Raw genomic sequence first — 14,988 nt, 5'->3', positions numbered from 1 at the left:
ACGATGCACTTTGAATCTCTGAGCGACTTTTTTGCCATGGGTGGCTATGCGTCATACGTATGGAGCGCGTTCGGCATTACTTTTTTATCAATGCTTATCCTTCTAATCACCAGTCTACGTCGCGGTGATGCATTAATGAAAGAAGTGAAAGCGAAAATTGACCGTCAAGCGCGTATTGACGCAGCGAAGAATATGGAGAACACCTTATGAACCCGAGACGTAAAAAGAGGCTAGGTATTGTTCTGGCGATCTTTATCGGTATCAGTGCCACCATCGGTTTGATGCTATATGCGCTTAACCAAAATATGGACCTTTTCTACACGCCGACTGAACTGGTCAACGGTAAGCCAGATGGTACTAAACCTGAGGTTGGTCAGCGTCTTCGTATTGGTGGTATGGTGGTTGTAGGCTCGGTTCGTCGTGATCCTAACTCTCTTAAAGTGAGCTTTGATCTGCATGATGTGGGTCCAAAAGTAACGATCACTTACGAAGGTATTCTTCCTGATTTGTTCCGTGAAGGGCAGGGCATCGTTGCGCAAGGTGTTCTAAAAGACGCAACGACAGTTGAAGCGTTTGAAGTTCTCGCTAAACACGACGAAGAATACATGCCACCTGAAATTGCAGAAGCCATGAAGAAAACGCATGAACCATTGCAATACAGCAGTGAACAAAAACAAGGAAGCGGCGAATGATTGCTGAAATCGGCCATTTTGCCCTCATTTTATCTTTAGCGATGGCGGTACTGCTTTCTGTACTGCCGCTATGGGGCGCATCAAACAATAATACGATGCTGATGAATACCGCTCGACCGCTGTCTTGGTCGATGTTCATCATGCTGTTTTTCTCGTTCGTGATTTTGTGTTGGGGTTTTTATACTAACGACTTCACTCTGCAATACGTAGCAAGTAACTCAAACAGCCAACTGCCTTGGTACTACCGTTTGACAGCGGTATGGGGTGCACACGAAGGTTCCCTATTGCTTTGGGTGCTTATCCAAGCAGGTTGGACTGTCGCGGTTGCTACATTCAGTCGCGGTATGCCACAAGAGTCGGTTGCACGTGTACTTGCCGTAATGGGTATGATCTCAGTAGGTTTCCTACTGTTTATCATCTTAACGTCAAACCCATTCCTACGTACGTTACCGTTCTTCCCTGTTGATGGTCGAGATTTGAACCCGCTTCTGCAAGACCCAGGGCTGATTGTGCATCCACCAATGCTGTACATGGGTTACGTCGGTTTCTCTGTTGCGTTTTCGTTCGCGATTGCTTCTCTAATGACAGGTCGTCTTGATACAGCATGGGCGCGCTGGTCTCGTCCTTGGACAACGGCGGCTTGGGTATTCCTAACTTTGGGTATCGCACTAGGTTCTTGGTGGGCTTATTACGAACTTGGCTGGGGCGGCTGGTGGTTCTGGGATCCAGTAGAAAACGCATCCTTTATGCCTTGGCTAGCAGGTACTGCACTTATGCACTCGCTAGCAGTAACGGAAAAACGCGGTACATTTAAAGCTTGGACAGTATTGCTAGCGATCTCTGCATTCTCGTTGAGTTTGTTAGGTACTTTCTTAGTTCGTTCGGGCATTTTGGTGTCGGTACACGCGTTTGCGTCCGATCCTTCTCGCGGTATGTTTATCCTTGGTTTCCTTGTCTTCGTTATCGGTGGCTCTTTACTGCTATTCGCGGTGAAAGGTGCGGCGGTACGTGTTCGTGGTAACTTTGATTTAGTGTCACGCGAAAACGCACTTCTGGCCAATAACGTTTTGCTGATTGCTGCACTTGTGGTTGTTTTAGTTGGTACGTTGTTGCCATTGGTTCACAAGCAGCTTGGTTTGGGCTCGGTTTCTATCGGTGCCCCATTCTTCGATATGCTATTTGCATGGCTCATGATGCCGTTTGCCTTCTTGCTAGGTATCGGTCCTCTTATCCGTTGGAAGCGTGACCAGTTATCTTCGATTGTGAAGCCTATGCTTGTGTCGGGCACTGTGTCTCTGGCGTTGGCGGCGGTTTGTGTATTCCTATTTGCTGATTTCTTCTCAGTGATGGCGTACATCGGCTGGGTTATGTCGATTTGGATCGTGGCAATGCATGCGTTCGAATTGCATGAGCGTGCGACGCACCGTCACAGTTTTGCTGAAGGTGTTCGTAAGCTTCAACGTAGCCACTGGGCGATGATGTTTGGTCATATCGGTCTTGCTGTGACGATCATTGGTATCGCTATGGTACAAAACTACAGCATTGAGCGTGATGTGCGTTTAGCGCCAGGTGAACACTTCCAAATCGAAGGTTATGATTTCTACTTCTCGGGTCTTCGTGATAAAGACGGTCCGAACTACGATGGTTACATCGCTGATTTCGAAATCACGCACGACGGTAAGTACATCAATACACTTCATGCCGAGAAGCGTTTCTACCGCACCGCTAAGTCGATGATGACAGAAGCGGCCATTGACCGTGGCATCACTCGTGACCTATACATCGCAATGGGTGAGCGTTTGGAAGATAACCGTTCTTGGGCGGTGCGCATTTACTACAAACCGTTCGTACGTTGGATCTGGGCTGGCTCTTTGATCATGGCATTAGGCGGCGCCCTAGCGATTTCTGATAAGCGTTACCGCTTCCGTAAGTCATCGAAAAAGAACGCAAAGTCAAACGAGCAGGTAGCATAAAATGAATAAGAAAATCTTGTTTATCCCGTTGGTTGCTTTCTTAGTTCTGGCGGGGATCTTCGCAACACAGTTGGTTCGTAACCAAGATGGGGACGACCCAACAAAGCTGGAATCTGTTTTAGTTGGCAAACCTGTTCCTAAGTTTCACTTAGAAGACTTGGCCGAACCGGGTAAACAGTACGATCAGTCGATTTTTAAAGGTGAGCCTCTGCTGTTAAATGTGTGGGCTACATGGTGTCCTACTTGCTACGCAGAGCATAAATATCTCAACGAACTTGCTGGTAAAGGCGTGAAGATCATCGGTATGAACTACAAAGATGATCGAAACAAAGCGATCGGTTGGTTGAACGATTTAGGTAACCCGTACCTAATTAGTTTGTTCGATGGCAGCGGTATGTTGGGTCTGGATCTTGGTGTGTACGGCGCACCGGAAACCTTCATTATCGATGCGAATGGTGTCATTCGTTACCGTCATGTAGGTGATGTTAACCCTCGAAATTGGGCTGACACGTTAGCACCAATGTACAACCAGCTGGTTGAGGAGGCGAAGCAATGAGAAAAGTGATTTTAGCAGTGTTTGCAGCCCTAACATTCTCGTTGGCGGCACATGCTGCAATTGAAGTGTATGAGTTTGACAACTTAGAGCAGGAGCAACAGTTCAAAGAGCTAGGACACACATTGCGCTGCCCTAAATGTCAGAACAACACCATCTCTGATTCGAATGCCGAACTTGCTCAAGACTTGCGCCACAAGGTCTACGAAATGACGAAAGAGGGCAAGTCAAAAGAAGAGATCGTCGATTACATGATCGCGCGCTACGGCAACTTCGTGACTTACAATCCGCCATTCACTATGTCGACAGCGATTTTATGGCTTGGTCCACTGGCTGTGGTTTTGGGCGGTTTTGGTTTGATCGTGCTCCGTAGCCGAAAGTCAAAAGCAAAAGTCACGGCAAACAACGACGAGAAATGGGACGAGCAAAAAGAAGCGCGTTTAAAAGCACTGCTTGAAGAAGAGAATAACGGAGATAATAAGTAATGACTCTATTTTGGATTTCCACCGTTATTCTTACGTTGATTGCTTGTGCGTTAGTTGCGCTGCCTCTTCTGAAGCAGAAAGCAAACAACGACGACATCTTACGTGATGAGTTGAACAAAGCTTTTTATAAAGATCGTCTTTCTGAGCTTCAAGAAGAAACAGAAGAAGGTCTTGTCGAGAGTCAAGAAGATCTGATTTCTGATCTTAAGCAGTCACTTTTGGATGATATTCCTGCACAGAAAATGAGTCAGGAAACCAAAGTCTCGCCGATGGCAGTGCTTATTCCTTCTGTGATTCTTACGGTTGCGTTAAGTTACGGGCTTTATTACCAGTTTGGCGCATCTCAAGATGTTGTGAAATGGCAAGAGGTTACGTCTAACTTGCCAGAGCTTTCTAAGAAGCTGATGTCGTCGTCCTCTGAACCTCTGAGCGATGATGAAATGGCTGATTTAACGTTAGCACTGCGCACGCGCCTGCATTATCAGCCAGAAGATTCAACCGGTTGGTTGCTACTCGGTCGTATTGCATTAGCGAACCGCGATGTGACGACAGCCATCGATTCTATGAAGAAATCGTATGCTCTTGAGCCAAAAGATCCTGACGTTATGTTAGGTTACGCTCAGGCGTTAATGCTTTCTCAAGACGAGATGGACCAAGCAACGGCTCGTTCTTTACTTGGTAAGCTCATGCAACAAGATTACGTGGATTTACGCGTGTTCTCATTGCTCGCATTTGATGCATTTGAACGTAAAGATTACCCCGCAGCAATTAAATACTGGGGCATCATGCAGCAGATGATCGGTCCTGACGATAGCCGTTACGAAAGCCTTTCACGCAGTATCGACCATGCACGCAAACAAATGGGTGAAGTGGTTTCTCCGGATAAAAGCGTGGCAGTAACGATTAATGTCGCACCTGAAGCACAACTTGATCCTAACGCGGTATTAATTGTCTCAATTCATCGTGCTGATGGTTCACCAATGCCGGTTGCAGCCGCTCGCTATCCACTTGGTTCGTTCCCACGAACAGTGGTGCTAGATGACGGTAATGCGATGATGCAAGGGCAAAAACTATCATCGTTAGAAAAACTTATCGTGCGTGTACGTGCTGATTCTGATGGCAATGTTGCAACGCGCGATCAAGATTGGCATGGCGAAAGCGATGTGGTTGAATTCGGTCAACCGGTTGCAGTGACCATCGATAAACAGTATCAATAGTTAGTTGTTGTCTCTGATATATGACACTTAGTCAATGTCGGGTCCATTTAGTGGTATGACTCTAAACTATCAAGTAAAATGACGAAGGCCAGCATTTGCTGGCCTTTGTTTATATACTCAAGTGACTTCTAAAATGTATTTATCGCTAACATTGAGTTTGTTGGTTGTTCCTGCATTTGCTTTTTGGTGTTGGTCATACATTTTTAAATGAGGTTACTTAAGTATATTAATAGTCGTTATGGAACATAGAATGTATAACAAGGGTAAATCCTACCTAATGTTACTGTTAGCACTTGGTCTTGTTGGCTGTTCGAGTGCGCCTGAGGAGGCAGTAACAAGTGAAGGAGAGACAAATCAAACGACTTCTGATGTGTATGATCCGTTAGAAGGCTTTAACCGCACGATGTGGGAAATCAACTACGAGTACTTAGATCCGTATTTGGTTCGTCCTGTGTCGATCGCGTACGTTGAATACACACCTGTGCCTATTCGTTCCGGTATCGCCAACTTCTTGTCAAACCTTGATGAACCATCAAGCATGGTGAACAACCTTTTGATGGGTAACGGTAGCAAAGCGGTGGATCACTTTAACCGTTTTTGGATTAACTCTACGTTCGGTATTCTCGGTGTATTTGACATCGCAACTGCGGCGGGTATCACCAAGTACGACAATAAAGAGTTCAGCAGTGCTGTTGGTCATTATGGCGTAGGGAATGGCCCATACTTTATGATACCTGGTTATGGTCCTTATACTTTGCGAGAAGTGACAGATACCGTCGATGGTATGTATCTCCCATTATCTTACTTGAATATTTGGGCTGGTTTAGGGAAGTGGGCATTAGAAGGTTTGGAAAAACGAGCGTTGCTTGTACCGCAAGAAGCACAGCTTGATAGTTCCCCAGATCCTTATGTACTGACTCGAGATGTCTACATTCAGCGTCAAAACTTTAAAGCAGAAATCGACACGGTAGAAGAAGTGAATCCGGAAGAAGAAGCGTTGTTAGACGAATATCTAGATGAATTCTAATCGTTGATGTTTCAAATAAAATGAACGCAATAAAAAAGGCTTAGCAAGTGCTAAGCCTTTTTTGTCTCTCGATTTTTAACGAGTAATTAGAAACGGTAGTTCGCTTGAACACCGATTAGCCAAACGTTACCCGTTGTTTCACCAACGAATTGACCGCCAACTACTTCAGCTGAATCGTCTGACTTATAGCCACGAGACTCAACGATTGGTGCGTCTTTCGCGATAATGTAAGTGAAGCCAGCGTCTAGGCTGAAGTCTTTCGTCCAGTCATAAGTTGCACCGATGCTTAACCAAGTACGGTCTGTTTCTGGAATAGTGATCGTGCGGTTTTTATCACTTACAGCAGACGTATCGTATGCAATACCAGTACGTAGGGCTACCTTAGGTTGAAGTTGGTAAGTCGCACCAACTGCAAAGCGGTAGTTATCTTCCCAGTTTTCCACTTTCACCATGTGTGTACCAGCGGTTTCTAGGTGAGCTTCTAGCTTCTCGAAAGAGCTCCAGTCAGTCCAGTTGAAACTTGCGTGTAACGCAAGTTGGTCTGTTACTTGGTGGAAGCTCGCTAGTTCAGCTGTTGCTGGTAGGTTTAGGTACATGTAGCCATTGTCACGCAGCTGTGGAAGCTTAGGAGTACCGAAGCCAAAACCAAGGCCCTCAGCATGACCTTCAAGCTTCAGCTCAACCTCAGATTTGTACGTGAAACCGATGCGGTTGTTTTCATTGATCTGCCACGCTGTACCCAATTGCCACCCCCAAGCCGTATCGTCACCTTCCATGTATTTTAGAGCAGTACCTTGAGGAACGCTGATAGGTTTATTAGTTTCAGGATGCATCCCAACTACGTTATTTTTAGGTGCTGCTGCCCCAAAGCTGCCTTCGCCGATAATGTAACGGACACCACCACCAATGCTTACTGATTCATTGATTTTGTAAGCGGCGTTTAGGTTCGCTTCCATTGTGGTGACGCTTGCTTCGTTGCCGAAATGAGAGGCAGCAAAGCCTTTACCCAGATCCGTCTCCATACCGTAGTTCGTACCAAATGCTAGGCCGATTGCGAACTGGTCGTTGTATTGGTGTGATAGGTAAAAGTTTGGAATGATCGCATCATGTGCGAAGTCATCTGAAGATGCAGGAATATTGTTTCCATGAAAATCAACATTGCCATTAATGTCAATGTTTGGATTTACATAGATGGCACCAACAGACACTTGAGTGCCTTTTAGGTAAGTGAGCATTGCTGGGTTACGCCACTGTGAGCTTGCGTTGTCAGCCATTGCCGCTTCACCAGCGTAAGCACGACCTAGACCTGTTGCAGAGTATTCAGCTAATTGGAAGCCTGCTGCATTTGCAATGCCTGAAGTGCCAAGTAGGCTAAGTGCTACTGCTGTTGATAGGAAAGTCTTGTTGGTTTTCATTCTGATGTTCGCTGAATTAATTATAACGTGGTGCAAAAGTCTAAAGGTAGAGTTATTACTTTAGAAATGAAAATCCGGAACATGAATGTATTTGGTGTTTTGTTCTAATTTGTTGTTTGTTTATGGTTTTATAATCTAACTATGATAGTAGAATGAAAAAAACTCAGCGAACACCTGTGAGGTCTAATTGTGATTTTTAGATACACGTGTTCACTCAAATTGAGCGGACGATAAGTGTTAGATAAGAAAAAAGGCTGGAAATCCAGCCTTTTATATAGAGTTTACTTACATTAAATATAAGGAATTTTCTTAGAAGCTACGGCTGTATTGTAAGCCAAACAGGATAGCGTCTGCGTGCGTTGTAGCTGTTACACCTGTAGAAAGACCAGGGGCCAATTGAGTATTCTCATTGACTTTTACATCGTCACCTAGCAAGTATGTGAAGCCAAAATCAATGTTTGAGCTGTTGTCGATATGGTAAGAGAAACCTGTTGAGAACCACTGACGATCTGAATCTGGTACCGAGATAGATGTTACCTTATCTTGAGCGCTGGTGTCGTACATGTAACCAGCACGAAGTGTCCAGTTATTGTTTAGGTAGTAAGTACCACCAATTGCGTAGTGCCAGCCATCTTGCCATTGATAGTCTTTCGAGTAACCACCTTTAAGCAACCCTTGATTTAGGTTTTCAAAATCAATTTGGTCGAAATCTTTCCAACCAATGTATTGGATGCTGTAATGTACGGCAAACTTGGTATCTTGGATTTTGTGGAAGCCAGAAAATTCAGCCATATCTGGTAGAGGTAGAGTGATTTCCTGACCTTTATCGTCTTTTGCCGTAAATTCTGGGCTATAACGATACGCTAGACCAAAACGGTTGTTTTCATCCAGTTCGTACACGGTACCAACGTTGAAACCAACAGCCCAACCATCAGCTTTATCTACATCTAGTATTTTTTTGCCGCCAACAAGTGGAATAGAAGAGCTTGTTGTACGTTTCATCGTGCCTTGACCGTAGATTAAATCAACGCCTGCACCAAAGCTCCATTGTTCATTTAAGCGGTAAGAGCCAGCAAGACCAAAGTTTGCGCTCTTAACGTCAGTTAAGCCGCCGTATTCAGTTGCTGTGTAGTTATCTGAAAACTCAGTTTTAGTACCGAAGTTTGAGTAAGCATTTACGCCCCAAGCAAACTTGTCGTTTACTGGAACGATTAGGTGAATGTTTGGCGCGATTGACGTGTCGCCCACATCATCTGTGTCAGCAACATCAACGCTCTGACCCATGAAATTTCTGTATTTCGCATCTTTCACTTCAATCATTGAAGTAATGCTTTCAAAACCAAGTGACAGCTCCATTTTATCAAAAAGAGCCATTGCCGCTGGGTTACGAGCCATTACTGACGCGTTATCGGCGATTACTGCATCACCAGCAAACGCACGGCCAATGCCAGTTGCTGATTGAGCGTTAATTTGGAAACCTGCTGCCATCGATTGACCTGAGGCAAAAGCTACCGTTACTGCTAGGAGAGTCTTTTTAAACAGACGCGTATTCTGAGTCATTTGTTTTTCCTTATTAGATTCGTCTCTCTGGACGATAAATTGAGCTTTTGCTCAGTGGCGCAGATAGTAGTATCAAGAGTGGGCTAGACAAATCCGACCATTAGATAAAATTGAATAAAAATTGCGGAAATGATGTCTAAAAGACGGGAAATTGCACTTAAATTGCATAATTTAGAGTTTAAGCTCTAAAAGCAATTGACGTGGTGAATGTTTTGTGAGCGATTAATACAAAAATGCCGCCAAATGAGAGTATTTGACGGCATTTCAATGTTTCTAAGCTAAAGTTGGTGAAGTTGTTACATTGGTTTTAGCATAGGCGCCAGTTTAGTGGCGATAGCGTCAATGTCTTCACCTTGTTCGCCGACTAAAATCATGCTGGTTGAACCTACGGGTTGGACGATACCTGTCATACCATCCTTTTCAAAATCTGCCGATTGTTGGCTAGAAATTCCCGTAATAAAGAGCGTTACTTTGCCCTTTACACCCTGAAAAACCATGTGCAAAGCATTAGCTTCACCAAATCCACAGTGGTTTAGGTAGTAAACGTGGTACGGGAAGTTGCCACTAAACTGATAATGAAATGGCGACATCTTCGCATTGATCTGGGAACTCGGCACGTTTTCATCTAAATGGCGTACAAATGCCTCTTCATGAATGACATGTTTAATAGCTGTATCTGCGAGACTGGCTTGCGCAGGAGGCACCAGAATGTTACCCCAGTTGATTTGCCCCACCAGTAAACCTGCGGTAAAGGCAACAGAAGCTGCAAGCGCCATGGCTTTGCGGACAAAGTTGGGTTTGACGACTTTTTCGTCAAGCGCGCTAGAGGTTTGGCTAAACAAGATTTTATCAGCAAGATCCTCTGGCACATCCACATTCATGGCCTGCTTAATTTTCGCGTCGAGATCCAAAACGTCATCAACAAACTTACTGTTGGCATCGCTAGCGGCCAACGCTTGTAGAATCTCTTCATCCTTCTGTTTTGGATCCGACAAAATACGACGACGAAATTCTAAATCATCCATTTTTTTGTCCTCTCTTAGTATCTTGAGAATCCAACATCTCTTTAAGTTGATTTCGAGCTCGGAAAAGTCGAGTCATGACTGTGTTCTTATTTAAATCAAGAATGTCGCCGATTTCTTCTCCACTGAAACCACCAATAACCTGAAGAAACAGAGGTTCACGATATTCCACATCCAACCTCATAATCTGTGCTTGAAGCCATTCTTGTTGATGATGCGGATCGTCGCTGACCTTAGCATCATTGCCGTAGTCATCGATATCAACTAAATCAAATTGTTTGCGTTCGAAGCGACGCGCGTTTTCTCGCCTTAATATAGTAATAAGCCAAGATTTCGCAGCTTTTTCATCTTGAAGACTATCGAGAGACTTCCATGCACGTAAGCAGGTCTCTTGCACTAAATCTTCCGCAATTGCTTTGTCCTTACACAACCAGTATGCATAACGGTACAAATCGCGGTGATAGCCCCGGACGAGCGCTTCATATTTTCTTTGTTTGTCCATATCAGAGTTGACCGGACTGTTGGAATTTTTCTTTCCAAACATTTTTAATATGGCCACAGGAGCCTCCATCCTCGCTCTGTGTATTTCTTATACATTTTGAGCATGACTTTACTTCTATTCCATCACTTATGGCTAAGCCAATCTAAGCCAGTATCGAGTGATAAATCCATTCGTTACAAGCTAAGTCGGTATATAAAAGTGTATACACAAATAACCGATATTATCTCCAGTGATGCAGTTTTACTTGTTAACAATATCATCATTTAGTTATCAATGACTTGGTTAAATGCATTGGATTTATGTATCTGATGCGTATTTTGAGTAGCAAGCTTGTGAATGGACTTGAATAGAGGAGGCATTTAGATGCGTTCAAAGATCGTAAAATCACCATAAAATTGATCTATTTCAAAATCTCAAGCAGTGAAGGGGTTATAGTACATCTTGTCATCTCGTTAGTCCTTGTGACTAACATGTTGAGCAAGATGACACTTCCTTTTGAAGGCTGACTTTACTTTCTCCTAATCAGGAAACTGATTAATTTTCAATTGGCGTAAGTTAATTGTTTTATAGATATTCCGACCACACAGTTATGTGTGGTTTTTTTTTGCTTCAATTTTACCTGCCACACACTTTCTGCCGTTTTTAGCTTCTATAGTTATTCAATATAATCAATGAACTAGAGCAATTGATCTACTTGCTTCACGTTTATTTAAACGCACGTTTGATAAATTTAACAAATTGATTACAATGCATCAGGTCAGACCTCTTGTATTTAAGGAGAAACAATGGGCAAGCAGGAAGTAAAAACACGCAATGGTGAGCGTGTTGCTATTGTCGCGGGGCTTCGAACTCCCTTTGCTCGTCAAAGCACGGAATTTAGCCAAGTGCCAGCGGTCGATTTAGGGAAAATGGTAGTAAGCGAAATGCTTGCTCGAACAGATATTGATCCGAAATTAATTGAACAAGTGGTGTTTGGACAAGTGGTTCAAATGCCTGAAGCACCAAACATAGCACGAGAAATCGTATTGGGCACGGGGATGAACATCCATACCGACGCTTACAGCGTGACGCGTGCGTGTGCGACGAGCTTCCAAGCGGCGGTAAACGTAGCAGAGAGCATCATGGCTGGCACCATTGAAATTGGTATCGCTGGTGGTGCGGATTCATCTTCTGTACTTCCTATCGGTGTGTCCAAAAAACTTGCTGCTAACCTGTTGGCTCTAAGCAAAACCAAAACATTGGCTCAGAAGCTCAATATTCTCAAGAGTCTGAGTTTTAAAGATCTCATGCCTGTTCCGCCAGCCGTCGCGGAATACTCGACGGGTTTGTCGATGGGACAAACGGCAGAGCAAATGGCGAAGACGCACGGTATCTCACGCGCAGAACAAGATGCGCTAGCTCATCGCTCTCATACATTAGCATCCCAAGCTTGGAAAGAAGGCAAAATCCAAGGTGAGGTGATGACCGCTTTCCCTGAACCTTACAAAAAGTGGATTTCTGAAGACAACAACGTTCGTCACGACTCGACATTAGAGGGCTATGCAAAGTTACGTCCTGCATTTGACCGCCAGTACGGCAGTGTTACTGCAGCAAACAGTACGCCGCTGACTGATGGCGGCGCGGCAGTGATGCTGATGCGCGAAGGTAAAGCGAAAGAGTTGGGCATGGAAATTCTTGGCTACATCCGTGGCTACGCATTCTCAGCGATTGGTGTGGAAAAAGACATGCTGATGGGACCGACTTACGCGACTGCGAAAGTGCTCGAAAACACAGGCTTGGAACTGTCGGATCTGACTCTGATCGATATGCATGAAGCGTTTGCTGCTCAAGCATTGGCAAACGTGAAAATGTTTGCCTCAGATAAGTTTGCTCAAGAAAACCTAGGTCGTTCGAAAGCGATCGGTGAAATCGACATGGATAAATTCAACGTGCTCGGTGGCTCAATTGCTTACGGTCACCCATTCGCGGCGACGGGTGCGCGTATGATGACGCAAACTCTACGTGAACTGAAACGTCGTGGTGGTGGTATTGCATTGAATACCGCTTGTGCTGCGGGTGGTCTTGGCGCTGCAATGATTCTGGAGGTTGAGTAATGAGCGAGCAAAAAGCATTTAGTCTTAACGTTGATGAGCAGAACATTGCATGGTTAGCGATCGACGTACCGAATGAAAAGATGAACACGCTACAGGCAGCTTTTGCTGATGAAATGAAAGAAATTTTTGCTCAGCTAAAAGACTCCAGTGGCATCAAAGGGATGATCATTCACTCCTTAAAACCGGATAATTTTGTGGCAGGTGCCGATGTTCGTATGTTGGAGGCATGTACCACAGCGAATGAAGCACAAGCATTGGCAAAACAAGGTCAAGAGTTGTTCCAACAACTGTCTGACTTACCTTACCCTGTGGTTGCGGCTATTCACGGCCCATGTTTGGGTGGCGGTTTAGAACTTGCGCTTGCATGTGATTACCGTGTTTGTACGGATTCCGATAAGACACGCTTAGGCTTACCAGAAGTTCAACTCGGTCTATTACCGGGTTCTGGCGGTACTCAGCGTTTGCCACGTTTGATTGGCCTGTTACCGTCATTGGACTTGATCCTAACGGGTAAACAGCTTCGCGCGAAGAAAGCCAAAAAGCTGGGCGTTGTGGACGCGTGTGTCCCAGACACCATTTTGCTCGACGTAGCAAAACAGTTTATCGACAAAGGTAAGAACAAGGGCAAGAAAAAGCAATCGACGAAAGAGAAGTTGATGTCGGGCAGTGGGTTAGGTCGTAAGCTTGTTTTCGAACAAGCTGCGAAGAAAACCAACCAGAAGACCCGTGGCAACTATCCAGCAACGGTCGCGATTCTTGAAGTGATTCAACACGGTCTGGAAAAAGGCTTTGCACAAGGGCAAGAGCTAGAAGCGAAACGATTTGGTGAGCTTGTGATGAGCTCCGAATCGAAGGCATTGCGCTCTATCTTCTTCGCGACAACTGAAATGAAGAAGGAACACGGCACGGATGCACAGCCTGCAGCGGTGAAAAAAGTGGGTGTTCTTGGTGGCGGCTTAATGGGCGCTGGGATCAGTCATGTAACGGTAGCAAAAGCAAAAGTGCCTGTTCGAATCAAAGATGTGAGCAATGACGGTGTGTTGAATGCGCTTAACTACAACTACAAGTTGTTTGAGAAGCAGCGTAAACGTCGCATCCTGTCGAAAGCCGATTTACAGGCGAAGATGTTGCAACTGTCAGGTGGCGTAGACTTTACAAGTTACAACCACATTGATGTTGTGATCGAAGCGGTTTTCGAAGACTTGGATCTAAAACAACAGATGGTTGCGGACATTGAAGCAAACGCAAAATCTGAAACTATTTTTGCTACGAACACGTCTTCGTTACCAATCCACAAGATTGCAGAAAAGGCAGAGCGACCAGAAAACATCGTCGGTTTACATTACTTTAGCCCAGTAGAAAAAATGCCTCTGGTGGAAGTGATTCCGCATGAAACAACGTCTGATGAAACCATTTCTACAGTTGTCGCATTGGCTAAGAAGCAAGGCAAAACCCCAATCGTTGTTAAGGACAAAGCTGGTTTTTACGTAAACCGTATTCTTGCGCCTTACATGAATGAAGCTGCGCATATCTTGCTGGCAAATGAGCCGATTGAGAAGTTAGATGGTGCGCTGTTGGATTTCGGCTTCCCTGTCGGGCCAATCACGTTACTTGATGAAGTTGGTGTTGATATTGGCGCGAAGATCATGCCGATTCTAGTCAATGAGTTGGGCGAGCGATTCAAAGGTCCTGATGTATTCGATATCTTATTGAATGACGGTCGCAAAGGACGTAAGAGCGGGAAAGGATTCTATACTTACAAAGGTAAGAAGAAAGAAGTCGATAAATCCATCTACAAGCTACTCAAACTGACGCCAGAATCGAAGCTCAGCGATAACGATATTGCGTTGCGCTGTGTTCTGCCAATGCTTAATGAAGCAGTACGATGCTTGGATGATGGTATTATTTGCTCTCCGCGCGATGGCGATATTGGTGCGATTTTTGGTATTGGCTTCCCTCCATTCCTTGGCGGGCCATTCCGTTATATGGATCAATTCGGTTTGAAAAAACTGGTTGAGAAAATGAACGAATTTGCATCGAAATATGGCGATCGTTATGCGCCATGCGACGGACTGCTGACTAGAGCGGGTGAAGGTCGTACCTTCTACTAAGCGTTTGAAACGCTGAACATTAAAAAGGCTTGCATCGCGCAAGCCTTTTTTCGAACAGAAGTGTTTATTTCTTCTTGTCTTTTTTATCTTTGTTATGCCCTTTACCTGGGTTGTCATCGCCATGCACGCTAGCATTTCCTTTTTTGTCTTTATCATCCCAGTTTTTAGAAGAACAATCGTCGGATTTGACGGAAATATTGTCACCGCTTAGGCGAACACAATCTTTGCTCAACTCAAAATCGTCACCTTTTACTGTGATTTCTGCATGAGCGGATGCGAATGGTAATAGTACTGCAGCAAGTAGTAATAGTTTCTTCATGAGTGCCTCATCTACATGT

The 14,988-nt window shown here is 44.7% G+C and carries 14 protein-coding genes; 9 read left to right on the top strand and 5 right to left on the bottom strand.

What is annotated here, in order from left to right; genetic code table 11:
- The first annotated feature begins 3 nt into the window (after window positions 1–3).
- The 7 genes from ccmD to OU793_RS16570 all read left to right on the top strand — a co-directional run bounded on the left by ccmD (window position 4) and on the right by OU793_RS16570 (window position 5,947).
- A complete protein-coding gene (ccmD, locus tag OU793_RS16600; RefSeq protein ID WP_005457743.1) occupies window positions 4–210 on the top strand; it encodes a heme exporter protein CcmD in 207 nt (68 codons plus the stop codon).
- Window positions 207–692 (top strand): cytochrome c maturation protein CcmE, encoded by a 486-nt coding sequence (gene ccmE, locus OU793_RS16595; protein WP_005457727.1) that lies wholly within the window; start codon window positions 207–209, stop codon window positions 690–692. Before ccmD ends, ccmE begins: the two co-directional genes overlap by 4 nt.
- A complete protein-coding gene (locus OU793_RS16590) occupies window positions 689–2,665 on the top strand; it encodes a heme lyase CcmF/NrfE family subunit (protein WP_005484508.1) in 1,977 nt (658 codons plus the stop codon). Before ccmE ends, OU793_RS16590 begins: the two co-directional genes overlap by 4 nt.
- Window position 2,666: 1 nt before the next feature.
- Entirely contained in the window at window positions 2,667–3,221 is a 555-nt protein-coding gene (locus OU793_RS16585; RefSeq protein WP_005457723.1) for a DsbE family thiol:disulfide interchange protein, read from the top strand.
- Window positions 3,218–3,703: a cytochrome c-type biogenesis protein gene (locus tag OU793_RS16580; RefSeq protein WP_005457737.1), complete on the top strand. Its 486-nt coding sequence runs from the start codon at window positions 3,218–3,220 to the stop codon at window positions 3,701–3,703. Before OU793_RS16585 ends, OU793_RS16580 begins: the two co-directional genes overlap by 4 nt.
- The gene (ccmI, locus tag OU793_RS16575) at window positions 3,703–4,920 is read left to right on the top strand and encodes a c-type cytochrome biogenesis protein CcmI (protein ID WP_159404045.1); all 1,218 of its coding nucleotides are present in this window, start codon (window positions 3,703–3,705) and stop codon (window positions 4,918–4,920) included. Before OU793_RS16580 ends, ccmI begins: the two co-directional genes overlap by 1 nt.
- 250 nt (window positions 4,921–5,170) lie before the next feature.
- Window positions 5,171–5,947 (top strand): VacJ family lipoprotein, encoded by a 777-nt coding sequence (locus tag OU793_RS16570; protein WP_011106038.1) that lies wholly within the window; start codon window positions 5,171–5,173, stop codon window positions 5,945–5,947.
- Between the two features lie 86 nt (window positions 5,948–6,033).
- Here the strand turns inward: OU793_RS16570 and OU793_RS16565 are convergent, their stop codons facing one another.
- The 4 genes from OU793_RS16565 to OU793_RS16550 all read right to left on the bottom strand — a co-directional run bounded on the left by OU793_RS16565 (window position 6,034) and on the right by OU793_RS16550 (window position 10,515).
- Entirely contained in the window at window positions 6,034–7,362 is a 1,329-nt protein-coding gene (locus OU793_RS16565) for an outer membrane protein transport protein (protein ID WP_025541609.1), read from the bottom strand.
- Between the two features lie 309 nt (window positions 7,363–7,671).
- Entirely contained in the window at window positions 7,672–8,922 is a 1,251-nt protein-coding gene (locus tag OU793_RS16560) for an outer membrane protein transport protein (RefSeq protein WP_005457664.1), read from the bottom strand.
- 296 nt (window positions 8,923–9,218) lie between these two features.
- Complete coding sequence (locus OU793_RS16555) at window positions 9,219–9,947, bottom strand: DUF3379 domain-containing protein (RefSeq protein ID WP_140102917.1); 729 nt, start codon at window positions 9,945–9,947, stop codon at window positions 9,219–9,221.
- Window positions 9,940–10,515 carry a sigma-70 family RNA polymerase sigma factor gene (locus OU793_RS16550; RefSeq protein WP_005479482.1) on the bottom strand — a complete coding sequence of 192 codons (576 nt, stop codon included), beginning with the start codon at window positions 10,513–10,515 and terminating at the stop codon, window positions 9,940–9,942. Before OU793_RS16550 ends, OU793_RS16555 begins: the two co-directional genes overlap by 8 nt.
- Window positions 10,516–11,231: 716 nt before the next feature.
- On the opposite strand from OU793_RS16550, the gene fadI reads away from it, so the two are divergent.
- Both fadI and fadJ read left to right on the top strand, forming a co-directional pair.
- Window positions 11,232–12,539, top strand: a complete 1,308-nt coding sequence (fadI, locus tag OU793_RS16545; RefSeq protein WP_025626200.1) for an acetyl-CoA C-acyltransferase FadI — start codon at window positions 11,232–11,234, stop codon at window positions 12,537–12,539.
- The gene (gene fadJ / locus OU793_RS16540) at window positions 12,539–14,650 is read left to right on the top strand and encodes a fatty acid oxidation complex subunit alpha FadJ (protein WP_140103830.1); all 2,112 of its coding nucleotides are present in this window, start codon (window positions 12,539–12,541) and stop codon (window positions 14,648–14,650) included. Before fadI ends, fadJ begins: the two co-directional genes overlap by 1 nt.
- Window positions 14,651–14,714: 64 nt before the next feature.
- Here the strand turns inward: fadJ and OU793_RS16535 are convergent, their stop codons facing one another.
- Window positions 14,715–14,969, bottom strand: coding sequence for a hypothetical protein (locus OU793_RS16535; protein ID WP_005457697.1), 255 nt, complete (start codon window positions 14,967–14,969; stop codon window positions 14,715–14,717).
- Window positions 14,970–14,988 lie beyond the last annotated feature (19 nt).

The organism is Vibrio sp. VP6, assembly GCF_028823755.1.
Classification (GTDB): Bacteria; Pseudomonadota; Gammaproteobacteria; order Enterobacterales; family Vibrionaceae; genus Vibrio; species Vibrio parahaemolyticus.
The sequence above is the reverse complement of the archived record's forward strand: the minus strand, read 5'-3'. Positions and strand labels throughout refer to the sequence as shown.